Source organism: Planomonospora sp. ID67723, from assembly GCF_015711605.1.
GTDB lineage: Bacteria > Actinomycetota > Actinomycetes > Streptosporangiales > Streptosporangiaceae > Planomonospora_A.
Window position 1 is genome coordinate 924,438 of sequence record NZ_JABTEZ010000002.1, and the last position, 12,788, is coordinate 937,225.

The 12,788-nt window shown below is 72.4% G+C and carries 15 protein-coding genes and 1 riboswitch; of the genes, 6 read left to right on the forward strand and 9 right to left on the reverse strand.

Going from position 1 to position 12,788, the window contains the following annotated elements:
* Positions 1-201 (reverse strand): sulfur carrier protein ThiS, encoded by a 201-nt coding sequence (gene thiS / locus HS041_RS16850; protein WP_196441624.1) that lies wholly within the window; start codon positions 199-201, stop codon positions 1-3.
* A complete protein-coding gene (thiO, locus tag HS041_RS16855; protein ID WP_196441625.1) occupies positions 198-1,415 on the reverse strand; it encodes a glycine oxidase ThiO in 1,218 nt (405 codons plus the stop codon). The genes thiS and thiO overlap by 4 nt, the downstream gene beginning before the upstream one ends.
* Positions 1,410-1,523: riboswitch (TPP riboswitch) on the reverse strand. It overlaps the preceding gene by 6 nt.
* A gap of 117 nt (positions 1,524-1,640) precedes the next feature.
* Here thiO and HS041_RS16860 point away from each other — a divergent pair.
* Genes HS041_RS16860 through thiE form a run of 3 tightly spaced genes read left to right on the forward strand, consistent with a single transcriptional unit; the run spans position 1,641 to position 3,865 of the window.
* Positions 1,641-2,813: an NAD(P)/FAD-dependent oxidoreductase gene (locus tag HS041_RS16860; protein ID WP_196441626.1), complete on the forward strand. Its 1,173-nt coding sequence runs from the start codon at positions 1,641-1,643 to the stop codon at positions 2,811-2,813.
* Positions 2,814-2,862: 49 nt separating this feature from the next.
* Positions 2,863-3,237 carry an Rv2175c family DNA-binding protein gene (locus tag HS041_RS16865; protein WP_196441627.1) on the forward strand — a complete coding sequence of 125 codons (375 nt, stop codon included), beginning with the start codon at positions 2,863-2,865 and terminating at the stop codon, positions 3,235-3,237.
* On the forward strand, positions 3,215-3,865 hold the full coding sequence (gene thiE, locus HS041_RS16870; protein WP_196441628.1) for a thiamine phosphate synthase: 651 nt from the start codon (positions 3,215-3,217) through the stop codon (positions 3,863-3,865). Before HS041_RS16865 ends, thiE begins: the two co-directional genes overlap by 23 nt.
* 8 nt (positions 3,866-3,873) lie before the next feature.
* Here the strand turns inward: thiE and HS041_RS16875 are convergent, their stop codons facing one another.
* Positions 3,874-4,941, reverse strand: a complete 1,068-nt coding sequence (locus HS041_RS16875; protein WP_196441629.1) for a polyprenyl synthetase family protein — start codon at positions 4,939-4,941, stop codon at positions 3,874-3,876.
* A 108-nt stretch (positions 4,942-5,049) separates the two neighbouring features.
* On the opposite strand from HS041_RS16875, the gene metF reads away from it, so the two are divergent.
* Positions 5,050-5,982 carry a methylenetetrahydrofolate reductase [NAD(P)H] gene (metF, locus tag HS041_RS16880; protein ID WP_196441630.1) on the forward strand — a complete coding sequence of 311 codons (933 nt, stop codon included), beginning with the start codon at positions 5,050-5,052 and terminating at the stop codon, positions 5,980-5,982.
* Between the two features lie 102 nt (positions 5,983-6,084).
* Here metF and HS041_RS16885 read toward each other — a convergent pair whose 3' ends face one another.
* The 3 genes from HS041_RS16885 to HS041_RS16895 form a co-directional block, all read right to left on the reverse strand.
* On the reverse strand, positions 6,085-6,660 hold the full coding sequence (locus tag HS041_RS16885; RefSeq protein ID WP_196441631.1) for a GNAT family N-acetyltransferase: 576 nt from the start codon (positions 6,658-6,660) through the stop codon (positions 6,085-6,087).
* 116 nt (positions 6,661-6,776) lie between these two features.
* Complete coding sequence (locus tag HS041_RS16890) at positions 6,777-7,223, reverse strand: SAV_6107 family HEPN domain-containing protein (RefSeq protein ID WP_196441632.1); 447 nt, start codon at positions 7,221-7,223, stop codon at positions 6,777-6,779.
* Positions 7,224-7,553: 330 nt separating this feature from the next.
* A complete protein-coding gene (locus HS041_RS16895; RefSeq protein ID WP_307845329.1) occupies positions 7,554-8,342 on the reverse strand; it encodes a L,D-transpeptidase family protein in 789 nt (262 codons plus the stop codon).
* A 142-nt stretch (positions 8,343-8,484) separates the two neighbouring features.
* Between HS041_RS16895 and HS041_RS16900 the strand changes: the two genes are divergently transcribed.
* Together HS041_RS16900 and HS041_RS16905 are read left to right on the forward strand one after the other, a co-directional pair.
* On the forward strand, positions 8,485-8,961 hold the full coding sequence (locus HS041_RS16900; RefSeq protein ID WP_196441634.1) for a YbaK/EbsC family protein: 477 nt from the start codon (positions 8,485-8,487) through the stop codon (positions 8,959-8,961).
* Entirely contained in the window at positions 8,958-9,308 is a 351-nt protein-coding gene (locus HS041_RS16905) for an arsenate reductase family protein (RefSeq protein ID WP_196441635.1), read from the forward strand. Before HS041_RS16900 ends, HS041_RS16905 begins: the two co-directional genes overlap by 4 nt.
* Before the next feature lie 153 nt (positions 9,309-9,461).
* On the opposite strand, the gene HS041_RS16910 is transcribed toward HS041_RS16905, so the two are convergent.
* The 3 genes from HS041_RS16910 to bldD form a co-directional block, all read right to left on the reverse strand.
* Positions 9,462-10,559 (reverse strand): DUF2332 domain-containing protein, encoded by a 1,098-nt coding sequence (locus HS041_RS16910; protein WP_196441636.1) that lies wholly within the window; start codon positions 10,557-10,559, stop codon positions 9,462-9,464.
* Between the two features lie 198 nt (positions 10,560-10,757).
* Complete coding sequence (locus tag HS041_RS16915; protein ID WP_196441637.1) at positions 10,758-11,954, reverse strand: PP2C family protein-serine/threonine phosphatase; 1,197 nt, start codon at positions 11,952-11,954, stop codon at positions 10,758-10,760.
* Positions 11,955-12,104: 150 nt separating this feature from the next.
* A complete protein-coding gene (bldD, locus tag HS041_RS16920; RefSeq protein WP_184938989.1) occupies positions 12,105-12,599 on the reverse strand; it encodes a transcriptional regulator BldD in 495 nt (164 codons plus the stop codon).
* Positions 12,600-12,788: the final 189 nt, after the last annotated feature.

Consider the following 12,788-nt stretch of genomic DNA (forward strand, 5'->3'; position numbering starts at 1 on the left):
TCATCCTCCCTGGACCGCGGTGAGGACCTCGACCCGGTCGGCCTCGGTGAGCACGGTGGAGTCCCACGCGCCCCGCGAGACGACCTCGTCGTTCACTGCGACGGCGACGCCGCTCCTGGCCGCGGTCAGCTTCTGCACGGCCTGCGACACGGTGGCCCCGGAGGGCAGCTCGTGCACGGCGCCGTTGATGGTCACGTTCAAGGGTTCTCCTGGAATCGGAGGGGCGAGCAGAGCCCCGCCAGTCCTTGCTGGTCGCCGGCCTCCTCCAGCAGGAGGTCGGCGGTGAGCGGGGCCAGCAGCACGCCGCCCCGGTGGTGCCCGGTGGCCAGCCACAGGCCCGGCAGGGCCGTGGGGCCGATCAGCGGCAGGTTGTCCGGGGTGCCCGGGCGAAGTCCCGCCACCACGTCGGCCACCTCCAGCTCGGTCACGCCGGGCACCAGCTCCCGCGCGTCGCGCAGCAGCTCCCACAGCCCCCCGGCGGTCACCCGGGTGTCGAAGCCCAGTTCCTCCTGGGTGGCCCCGAGGACCAGCTCCCCGTCGCCGCGCGGCACCAGGTAGACGTACGAGCCGTGCACGACCCCGCGCACGCATCGCCGCAGGATCGGCTCGGGGGAGCGCAGCCGCATGATCTGGCCCTTGACCGGGCGGACCGGGGGGAGCACCTCGGGGGGCAGCCCCTCCATCGCGCCCGACCAGGCTCCGGCCGCCAGTACCACCCGCTCGGCGCGGACCACCTCGCCGGAGGGGCCGGTGGACGTCCCGGCGCCCGGCGCGAGCCGTACGCCGACGACCGCCTCGCCGGAACGCTCCAGCCCCGCCACCCGGGCGGGGACCATGTCGACACCCCGCCGTTCCAGCGCCGCCAGCAGGGCCCGGGTGACCCGCCGGGGGTCCACCCAGGCGTCCCCCCGGGCCAGCAGCCCACCGCGGACGGCGGGGGCGAGCATCGGCTCCAGCCGGCGGCACTCGCGCCCCGTCAGCCGCTCGACCGGCAGGTCGAGCTTGCCCATGAAGGCCGCGAGCTCGTCCAGCGCCGCCAGGTCGTCGGAGCCGAAGGCGACCTCCAGCATGCCGTCGGCGCGGTAGTCGAGGTCACCGAGGTCACGGCCGCTGTCGGCGGCGAGCTCGGCCGCGAACGCGGGCCAGCGCGCCAGCGAGGCCAGGCCCAGCCGGAGCAGCGGCTCCTCGGTGTAGGTCACCTCGCTGACGGGCGCGAGCATGCCCGCGGCGGCGTGCGAGGCCGCGGCGGCGGAGGCGGGGGCGGGGTCGACCACCGCCACCCGAAGGCCGCGCCGGGCCGCGCGCCAGGCCGTCGAGAGGCCGATGAGGCCGCCGCCGATCAGCAGGAGGTCGTAGGCGGTCCGGGGACCGGGGGAAGAACTGCGGGCAGAGGCCGGTACGGCCGTGTGCGGCATGGTCGCTCCGCTCCCTTCGCCGGCATGATCCGGATCAGGTTCCTGGCGGTCGAGGGCCTGCAGCCCTCCTCTCAGCCCGATGGATGCCGGGCTCCCGCGCGTCTTACGCCTCCCACCTTAGGCCCTGCCACAACACGTTCAATGCGGCGAATGTGAGGTAAATACCGTTTTTATGATCGAACCACTGTTGGCGGGGGGTCGGTCCCGGCGCTTAGGGTCGGTGATGTGAATCGTGTCGTGGTGGTTGGCGCCGGCCTGGCCGGTGTGCGGAGCGTCGAAGCGTTACGGGCCCGCGGGTTCGGCGGTGAGATCACGCTGATCGGGGACGAGCCGCATCGTCCCTACGATCGCCCGCCGCTGTCCAAGGCGGTGCTGCTGGGCGAGACCGACTCCACGGTCGTCGACTCCGACCTGGACGCGCTGGAGGTGGACTTCCGCGCGGACGTGGCCGCCAAGGGGCTGCGCCAGGGCGTGGTGGAGACCACCGAGGGCGAGCTGGCCTACGACGGCCTGGTCATCGCCACCGGCGCGAGCCCGATCCGGCTGCGCGGCGACGGCCCGCAGCACGTGCTGCGCACCATCGACGACGCCCTCGGCCTGCGCGCCCGCCTCACCGGGGGCACGCGGGTCGTCGTCATCGGAGCGGGCTGGATCGGCGCCGAGGTCGCCACCGCCGCCCGCAGGGCCGGGTGCGCCGTCATCGTCGTCGAGGCCGCCCCCCATCCGCTGGCCGCCGCGCTGGGTCCCGTCGGGGCGCACACCGCCCCCTGGTACGGCCAGGCCGGGGTCGACCTGCGCGTGGGCACCGCGGTCGCCTCCGTCGACGGCGCCGGGCTCACCCTCGCCGACGGCTCCACCGTCGAGGCCGACGTCGTGGTCACCGGTGTCGGAGTGCGGCCCTCGGTGGAGTGGCTGGCCGGTTCCGGCGTCGAGCTGGACAACGGGGTCGCCACCGACGAGCACCTGCGCACCTCGATGCCCGGCGTGGTCGCGGTGGGCGACTGCGCGGCCTGGTGGTCGCGCCGGTACGGCCGCCGCCTGCGGGTCGAGCACTGGGACACCGCGCTGGGCGCCCCCGACGTGGCCGCGGCCGTGCTGCTGGGCGACGACGCGGTCTACGACCCGGTCCCCTACTTCTGGTCCGAGCAGTTCGGCCACATGGTGCAGTACGCCGGCGACCACTCCGGAGCCCGCCTCGTCCAGCGCGGCGACCCGGCCGCCGGCCGCCCGTGGGCGGCCTGCTGGGTGTCCCCCGACGACAGGCTCACCGCCGTCCTCGCCGTGGACCGCCCCCGCGACCTTCTCCAGGGCCGCCGCCTCATCGAGGGCGGCCAGACGGTCGACGTCGATCGCCTGGCCGACCCTGCGATAGCGTTGCGCGACTGTACGGCGGCGTAACCTCGCCGCTGGTGTTTGGCGAAGGGCTCGATGTGGTAGTGGTGGGTTCGTGACGCTTTCTGTTGCGCAGATCGACCGGGAGACCGACGAACTGGTGGGCGAGTGGCTCACCTTGACCGAGGTGGCCAGAAGGCTCAACCTCAGCATCGGTCGCGCAAAGCAACTCCTCAAGGACCACAAGCTCATCGGAGTGCGGCGAGGGGGTGGCGAGCCCCAGGTGCCCGCCGTCTTCCTCGCCGGAAACGACGTCGTCAAGGGCCTGCCGGGCACGCTCACCGTGCTGCTGGACGCCGGATACGACGACGTGGAGGCGCTCCGCTGGCTGTTCACCCCCGACGAGACCATCCCGGGGTCTCCGGTCGACGCGATCCTCGCGGGCCGCCATACCGAGGTCAAGCGGCGTGCCCAAGTCCTCGGTTTCTGACGCCCGCCTGTATCTGTGCACCGACGGACGCCGGAGGCAGGGAGACCTCGCCGAGTTCCTCGACGCCGCCCTCGCGGGCGGCGTCGACATCGTGCAGCTGCGCGAGAAGGGGCTGGAGGCGCGCGAGGAGCTCGCGCTCCTGGAGGTCTTCCGTGACGCCTGCGACCGGCACGGCCGGCTCCTGGCGGTGAACGACAGGGCGGACATCGCCTACGCGGCCCGTCCCGACGTGCTCCACCTCGGCCAGGACGACCTGCCGGTGCCGATCGTGCGCGCCATGCTCGGCGACGACATCCTCATCGGGCGTTCCACTCACGCCCCCGAGGAGGCCTCCGCCGCGGCCGCCGAGCCGGGAGTCGACTACTTCTGCTGCGGCCCCATCTGGCCGACGCCCACCAAGCCCGGGCGTCACGCGCCAGGGCCGTCCCTGCTGGAGCACGCGGCCTCGCTGGACACGGACCGTCCGTGGTTCGGCATCGGGGGCATCGACCTCGACAACCTGGACGAGGTCATGTCGTACGGCGTGCGCCGGGTCGTGGTCGTGCGGGCCATCACCGAGGCCGACGATCCGAAGGCGGCCGCGGCCGAGTTCCAGCGGAGGCTGGCGGCGGCGGACCGCCGGACCTGACGGGCGCGTCAGGTCCGCCGGGAGGTCGCGGCCACGGCCAGGTCGGCCAGGGCCGCGCGTGCCTCCGGCGTGATCGGGGCGTCGTCCAGCGAGTGCATGGCCTCGGCGAGATAGTCCTTGATCATTTCCTCGCAGCCGTCGAGTGCCCCGGTCTCCTCGATGATCCGGCGCAGGCGGTCGATCCCGGCCCCGTCCAGCGCCGGGTCGCCGAAGGTGCGGCGGACCTCCTCCGCCTGGGCGGGGGAGGCCGCGGCGAGCGTGCGGGCGATGAGCATCGTCCGCTTGCCCTCCCGCAGGTCGTCGCCGGCGGGCTTGCCGGTCTCGGCCGGGTCGCCGAACACGCCGAGGATGTCGTCACGGAGCTGGAAGGCGATGCCGACGTTGCGGCCGTACTCCTCGCAGAGGCGGTCGATCCAGGGCGTGCGCTCCTGGGCGGCCAGCACCAGGCCGAGCCGGAGCGGGTGCTCCACCGAGTACTTCCCGCTCTTGAACAGCGCCACCCGCAGCGCGCTCTCGAAGGTGTTCTCACCGTGGGCCTGCTCCAGCAGATCCAGGTACTGGCCGCACATCAGCTCCGTGCGCATGTGGTCGTAGACCGGCTGGGCCGCGGCCAGGGAGGCCGGCGGCAGCCCGCTGGTCCGCCACATCTCGCCGGACCAGACCAGCAGCAGGTTGCCCAGCAGGATGGCGGCCCCCTCGCCGAACTGCTCGGCCGAGCCGTGCCATCCCGCCTTCTCGTGCAGTGCCTGGAAGCGGCGGTGCGCCGAGGGCATGCCCCGGCGCAGGTCGCTGGCGTCCATCACGTCGTCGTGCGCGAGGGCGCTGGCCTGGAGGAGCTCGAGCGAGGCCGCCGCCGTGAACAGGGCCGGGTCGCCGCCGCCGCCCGCGCCGCGCCAGCCCCAGTAGCAGAAGGCCGGCCGCAGCCGCTTCCCGCCGCCCAGGAAGTCGTCGACGGCGGCGACGAGGGGAGCGAGCTCGGGGGCGCTGACCAGAGGACGCTGCCGGTCGATGAACTTCCTGAGGGAGCGGTCCACTTCGGAACGGACGGTGTCCAGCATGGTTGCGGAAGCGGTCATGGAGAGAGATTAACGTTCGCGAACACGATCCTGATCAAACGGGGTGGACGCGGCGGAGAGGGTGTCGCTTGAGCGGTCCGCCGGCGGCCGTGCCAGTAGTCTAGGGACATGGCTCTGGGTCGCCCTTCAATCCTCCCCGATCGTGTGCCCACCGTGCGCGAGCTTCTCGCCGCCGGTGGCCGCTCGTTCTCCTTCGAGTTCTTCCCCCCGAAGACCGACGAGGGGGAGCGGCAGCTGTGGCGCGCCATCCGGGAGCTGGAGGCGCTGCGCCCGACGTTCGTCTCCGTCACCTACGGCGCCGGCGGCGGCACCCGGGACCGCACGGTCGAGATCGTGGAGCGGCTCGCCCACGAGACCACGCTGACCCCGGTGGCGCACTTCACCGCGGTCAACCACTCGATCCGCGAGCTGCGCCATCTGGTGGGCCGGTTCGCCGGGGCGGGCGTGCGCAACATCCTGGCCGTGCGGGGCGACCCGCCCGGCGACCCCACGGGGGAGTGGGTGCGCCACCCCGAGGGCGTGCTCTACGCCGAGGAGCTGGTCCGGCTGATCCGCCAGTCCGGTGACTTCTGCGTGGGTGTGGCCGCCTTCCCCTACAAGCACCCGAGGTCGGCCTCGGTGGAGGCCGACACCGAGTACTTCGTGCGCAAGTGCCGGGCCGGTGCCGACTACGCCATCACCCAGATGTTCTTCCGCGCGGAGGACTACCTGCGGCTGCGCGACCGGGTCGCGGCCGAGGGCTGTGACACCCCGATCATCCCCGGCATCATGCCGGTTACGCAGATGAGCACGATCGCCAGGTCCGAGCAGCTCTCCGGCGCGCCGTTCCCGCCCGAGGTGGCCGCCCGCTTCGAGGCCGTCGCCGACGATCCCGCCGCCGTGCGGCAGCTGGGCATCGACCACGCCGCCGAGCTCTGCCAGACCCTGCTCGACGAGGGCGCGCCCGGCATCCACTTCATCACCTTCAACAGGTCCAGCGCGACCAGGGAGGTCTTCCAGGCACTCGACCCCACGCACGAGGCCGCCTCGCTGACCGCCTAGAACCCCCGGCGCACGGACCCGCGGCGCAGCCCTCCTGATCCCCGCGCCCGCACGGCGGTCCCGTACGGGCTCCCGGGGGAGGGGTCCGCAGGGGCGGGCGGGCTAGGGAGCGAACGGTCCCCGGGCGGCGGCACCCCCCAGCGGGAGCACGGCCCCCGCGATGGCGTAGTGCTCGTAGCCGCCGGGGAAGACGAACCAGGCGAGCAGGTCGACGAATCCCAGGGTGCGGTAGAGGTGCCGGGCCGCGGTGGGCTGGTCCCGGGTGGACAGCATGGCGGTGCGTTCGGGCCGGCCGGCGCACAGGGCGGTGACCAGGGAACGGCCGACGCCCTTGCCCTGGTACTCGGGGTGCACGTGGACTTCGGCGATCTCCAGCGCGTCGCCCAGCCACTCGGCGGCCTTCTTCTCGCCGAGCTGGTCGGAGATCGCCTGGTAGACCACGTCGTGCCACCACTGGCCGGACGCGCCGTGAAAGCCGTAGGCGAGGCCCACCGGCCGCCCCTCGGAGGTCTCGGCGAACAGGCAGGTGAACCCCGGGTGGCCGGAGTGGTTTCCCATGATCGCCTGGCGGCCGGGCAACTGGTCGGAGGGCGGCTCCATCGCCGCCGTGTATATGTCGATAACCGAATCCAGCCGAGTGGTGAACTCATCGGGGCCGACTCGTCGCAGTCCGATCACTTTCCGCACCCTAGCAGGGGTGATCTGGAGCAATCCGGTGTAGACGGCGAAAGTGACGTTCAGGGTTTCGCGTTGAACAGTGAAACATGGCGTGCCGGCGCTCCGGCTCTCGCCGTCTAGCCGGCCAAGGGGACGTGGGTGGGCAGAGCGGGCTGGGCGGGCAGGCCGAGCATCGTCTCCACTGTGGTGACGAACCGCTCCGCCTCGGAGATCAGCTCCTCGGCGTCGCGGGCCGGCACCGCATGGGTCATCCCTGCTTCGATCGCGGCTCGCTTGGCCGCGCTCACCTCGAAATAGGGCGCCCAGTCGGCCAGCCGGGGCTCGGCCTCGGGCAGGAGCTCCCAGGCGCTGCGGAGCCTCCGCCTGCGGCCGTCCATCGGCCGGGGACGTGCCGCCAGGATGGCCGCGGCCGCCCGGAGCGCGGCCAGGTGCGCCGCGACGTATCGCTCTGCCGAGGTGCGGGCGTTCGCCGCCTCCTCCAGGCAGTCGCGAGCGTCGGTCAGGCGCGCTCGAACCGTGGGCGACAACCGGGGCCCGCCGGGGTCGCTGAGCCGAGGGGTCATTGCTTGCTCCTCCTTGGTCGCAAGCGGCTCCCGGCGTTTTCGCCGGTGAAGCCAGGTTCGCAGACCCCACCGACAATTCCGCCGGGCGGCCGGACGAAGAGCTTCCCCTCTCTCCGTCCGCCCCGGCTGCGCCCCCGCCGCCTCTCCGGCGGCGGGGACACGACCGACCGCCCTGAACGTGAGCCGCGAGTCCCACGTCATTACATCGAACATAAATTCGATCATCGATGCTGTCAAGTAAATCGACGAACAAAAGTTCGATCATCCCGGCGACGGAAAAGCCCCGGGAGATCGAGATCTCCCGGGGCTCTCATCTGCGCTGCGGCGCGGCTATCGCGCGAACCTCCCCCGCACGTGGACCGGGACCCCCGTGCCGAGCAGGCCCGGCAGGACCTCGGCCACGTGCATCGGCAGCCGCACGCAGCCGTGCGAGGCCGGTGTCAGCGGCACCGACAGCGCGCCGTGGAAGGCGATCCCGCCGTTGAAGAAGATCGGGTTGTAGAGTTGGCCGAGGTAGGACTTGTGCCAGCCGTCCCGGCGCCAGGTCGTCTTGTAGTCGCCCGTCGGCGTGCGGGCGTCGCCGCAGAACCGCTGCGACTTGCCCTGCCAGACGGCCGTCTCGCAGTAGGGGATTCCGCTGCCGGAGGAGGCGTGGCTGATCAGCTTCACCCGGCCGTCGACGTAGAGCACCACCAGCTGCTTGGCGAGGTTCACCTCGACCCTGGTCGGCCTGCCCCGGGGCACCAGCACCTTCGGGGCGCGGGGCTCCTCTAGAGCGTTCCACATCCGCCGGGCGACGGTGCCGCTCGGCGGGAGGCCGTTGACCTTCTGGAAAGCCCACACCGCGGCCTGGGTCGCCCCGCCGTACCGGCCGTCGATCTTCCCGGGGTCGTAGCCGAGCTCCTTCAGCCTGAGCTGGAGCGCCTTGACCGCCGAACCCCTGGCGCCCGGCTTGAGCCTCTTGCCCGGCGCCGTGAAGGAGGCCGTCCCGGTCCCCGCCGCCGTGGCATTCACCGCCACCGCCGGGGCGGCCGCGGCCGGGACCGCCGGAGCGGCGGTCGCCGTGCCCGCGGCGAAAGAGGACAGGAGCACGGCTCCCGCCGTCGTCAGAGCGGCCACTGCGAGCCGCCGTCCAACCCCCACGTGACTTCATCCCCTCATATCACTGATAACGGATCAACGGACCATAGCGCACCGATCCCGAATCTCCGCGGACGGTTATGGAGCGGTAATCAATGGTTGATTTGTTTAGAGTGGTCCGATGCCAGAAAAGTTGCATCCGAACGTCGAGAAGGTCGCCGCCGCCCTGCGCGAGCACGGCGCCGAGGGGGAGATAGTCGTGTTCTCCGAGGCCACCCCGACGGCCGCCGCCGCCGCCGCGCAGCTCGGCTGCGAGGTCGGCGCCATCGCGAACAGCCTGGTCTTCGACGCCGACGGCGCCCCCCTCCTCGTCCTCACCAGCGGGGCCCACCGGGTGGACACCGAGCTGATCGCCGAGACGGTCGGCGCGGTCGAGGTGAGGCGGGCCACCCCGGAGTTCGTCCGCGAGGCCACCGGCCAGGCCATCGGCGGCGTCGCCCCGATCGGCCACCCGGCTCCGATCCGGACCCTGGTCGACACCTGGCTCGCCGGACACGCGGTGGTCTGGGCCGCGGCCGGTCACCCGCACACCGTCTTTCCCACCTCCTACACCGAGCTGGTCCACATCACCGGCGGCACCCCGGTGGAGGTCGAGTGACCACCGTCTGGCACAACCCGCGCTGTTCCAAGAGCCGCAACGCGCTCTGCGCGCTCACGGACTTCGGTCAGGACGTGGTCGTCCGCCGCTACCTCGACGACCCTCCGACGGCCGAGGAGCTCTCGGAGGTCCTCGACCGGCTCGGCATGGAGCCGTGGGACATCACCCGGATGGGCGAGACCCGCGCCAAGGAGCTCGGACTGGCGGGCAAGGAGCACGACCGGGAGGAATGGATCGCGATCCTGGCCGCCAACCCCGTCCTGATCCAGCGGCCGATCGTGTTGACCGACGACGGCCGCGCCGTGGTCGCCAGGGACGAGGAGGCGGTCAAGTCCCTGTTGGGCTGATGGTGCTTCCCGACGGGGCGGGCCGCCGCATGGAGGACGCCACCGACGCCGCCGAGGACCCGCCGCGGTCCCCACGCGGAGCCCTGTCCGGGACCCGCAGGGCCGGGGGAGCACAGAACGGGCGTCGCCAGAGCTGCCGAGGCCTGCCAGAAGTCAGCCTTCCCCTGCGGTGATCCGGGCGGCGACGTCACGGGCCGGGAGTCCGTGGGGGGCGGCTTCGGCCAGGATCGTCTCCGGGCCGCTTCCCAGGCGCACGGCCAGCCGGAAGCGGTGGCGTCCGCCGGCCGTGCGCGGCTCGAAGGAGACGTATGCGAATCCCGCGTCCGGTGCGGCGGCCGTGGCGAGCCGTTCCAGCTCCTTCTCCACACGGGCCCATTCACCGCCCGGGACGTACTGGCGCATGATCGAGTGCCAGACGACGGTCAGGGTCCCGGGCACCAGCCGGATGCCGGCGAGGAATTCGGCGGCGCCGAGGGCGTCGACCTCCGCCGGCACCTGGGCGGCCAGCCGCAGGGCACCGTCGAGCCGGGTGAGCCGGGCGTCCTGGTCGGGCCAGAGATACGCCCGCAGGGCCAACGCGCCTTCAGGTGACAGAGGGTCGATGGGGGTCAGGTCGCAACCTCGCCGTTCGACGACCGTCAGCGCCGGATGCTCCTGGGCGACTCCTGGCAGCCACCGGGGTGGAGCCTCCTGCCAGGCTCCGTCCAGGACGACCGACGAGTCCACCGGGCCCCACGCGAAACCCTCGGAAACGTAGCGGAAGTGATCGGCGCGCAGGTTGAGGCCGGCGCTGGCGCCCAGCTCGAACAGCCGCACGGGCAGCGGGGCGGCCTGCAGGGCCGCCAGCAGCCCGGTGATCAGGAGATTGGCCCGGCCGACCTCGTTCGTCTGAGGCGGCCGGGTCATCCACTCACGGACCCACGCCGTCTCCGCGGCGACGGCCTGCCGGAACGCCGGCCAGCAGGCGTCCGGCCGATCCGGATCGAAGGTCCCGCCCGTACTGGGGTAGTGCGCGGCCAGTTCGGGGGCGCGGCCGGTGAGCGCGAGAGCGTGGACGCCGCCGAGCAGCCGCAGCGCGATGGCATCGGGACCGGGGGCGTCCTCGTAACCGGCGACCGCCCCCGCGCAGGGGCCTCCCTCTCTGACGTCGTGCGCGACCCGATCGAGAACCGCCGCGTAGAGCGGAGAGCCGAGGCTCGCACAGGACCTCGCCTGGTGTTCGATCATGATGGCCGCACGCTCACGCGACATGACGCCCCTCCACTGTCGATGATCGATTCATCGATGATTGTCCACCTACGCGTCCGGCTCGGCGGCTCCGGCTGCACCCTCCCCGCGACGCCCCTGCTCTGCGCCCCCGGACGTCCCCGGCCGGGCGGGCCCGCGACAGACCCCCGACGTGGAAGCCCGGACCACGGGACCCGCCTGAAGCGACCCGCACCGGTCGCTTCAGGCGGCGTTGCGGGCGGCGGGGGCGGCGCGGTGGCGCAGCAGGAGCATGGCGGCGTCGTCGGCCAGCGGGCGGCCGACATGGCGCAGCAGGTCGGCGCGGAGGGCGTCCAGGGCGAGCTGGGGATCGTCGCCGGCCAGCAGGTGCGCCCGGGAGACCAGGGGATAGAACCGGCCCGTTCCGTCCCGGGCCTCGATGACGCCGTCGGTGTAGAAGAGGACCTGGTCGCCGGGCTCGAACGGGAGCCGGTAGGGCACCGGGTCCGTCGCCTTCAGCGAGCCCATGCCCAGGGGCAGCGCCTCCTCCGGCGGGTCGGCGAACCAGTGCTTGCCGTCCGCGGTGAGGACCATGGGCGGCGGGTGGCCGCAGTTCAGGACGGTGAGGCGGTCACCGCCCGTGAGCTCGGCGAGCACGGCGGTGACGAACTGCTCGCCGGAGAGCTCGCGGGTCAGCGCGTTCTCCAGGCGGTTCACCACGCCCTGGAGCCTGTCCTCGTCGTAGGCGGCCTCCCGGAAGGCCCCGAGCACCACCGCGGCGGTCTCCACGGCCTCCAGTCCTTTGCCCTGGACGTCGCCCACGATGATCCGGACGCCGTGCGGAGTGGTCACCACCTCGTACAGGTCGCCGCCGATGCGGGCCTCGGCGGTGGCGGAGGTGTAGGAGACGGCGACGCCGATCCCCGGCCCGGCCCGCCGCGGCACCGGCCGGAGCAGCACACGCTGGGCGGCCTCGGCGACCGAGCGGACGTCGGCGAGCCGCCGTTCGTGGCGGAGGCGCCCGGCGCTGGCCAGGACGCTGGCCACCGTCACGCCGAGGATGGCCGTGGCGGTGATGCCGGTGCGGGGAGACCAGAGGACGTCGTTGTACAGGCCGAGGGGGACGCAGAGCGCCAGGGCGATGGCGCCGACCAGCGTGGTGCGGGCCGGGCCGCACGCCACGCTGGCGAAGGCGGGCCCGAGGGCCAGGAGGGGGAGGAGGCCGGCGGTGGGACCCGAGCCCAGGTCGATCACGGCCACCACGGCCATCACGATGAACGGCAGCGACTTCAGGGTCGCCTGGGTCTTGCTCGTCTCGACGGAGGAGAGCACCCTGGCGAAGGCGCGGGTCCAGGCCGACCCGACGGATGCCGCGAAGATGCGGAGACGGGTTTCCAGGCGCGGCGGAGAGGAATCCGGGGAATCCTCTCTCCTGCGCATCGCCACCACATCTCGTTAAACGACATGTTTGCTTTTTCCTACCACAACGATAGGTCTTGGCGGCGGGTTGCACGCGATGTTTGACGAGGGGGCACGGCGGTGTCGGCCGCGGGCCCGCCGGCAGTACGGCGGGCCCGCGACCGGCGGGTCTCAGAAGGACTCGACGGCGCGGCGCGCCTCGGGGTCCAGGACGCCCCAGTTGATGAGCTCCTCGGTGAGCTCGCTGGGGGACTTGTCGTAGATCACGGCGAGGGAGCGCAGATCCTCCTGGCGGATGGACAGCACCTTGCCGTTGTAGTCGCCACGCTGGCTCTGGATGGTGGCCGCATAACGAGCGAGCGCACCCGCCTTCTCCTTCGGGAGCTGGGAGAGGCGCTCCAGGTCGATCACAAGCTTGGGCGTCGGGCCGAGCGGGCTCGGGGCCGCGCCGCCGGGCAGCAGTTCGGAGACCGGGACCCCGTAGAAATCAGCCAGCTCGGCAAGCTTCTGCACCGTGACCGCGCGATCGCCGCGCTCGTAGGAGCCGACGACGACCGCCTTCCAACGCCCACGGGACTTCTCTTCGACTCCATGCAGGGACAGGCCCTGCTGGGTGCGGATCGCACGGAGTCGTGCACCCAGCGACTTGGCATACTCAGACGGCATTGTGTGGCCCCCCGGCTCTCTTATGTACTGCTTTCAATTGATTGTGCTATGTCGCGGTCTATGCGCCGACCACCGGGGCGGTGCCCGAGGTAGGCACCTTCGGTGACCGGAACGGTGGGGTTCGCCCGATAACGCCGCGACGTGTGGTTACGGACAGTGACGGTAAAGCCGTGGGCGCCGAAGGTCAAG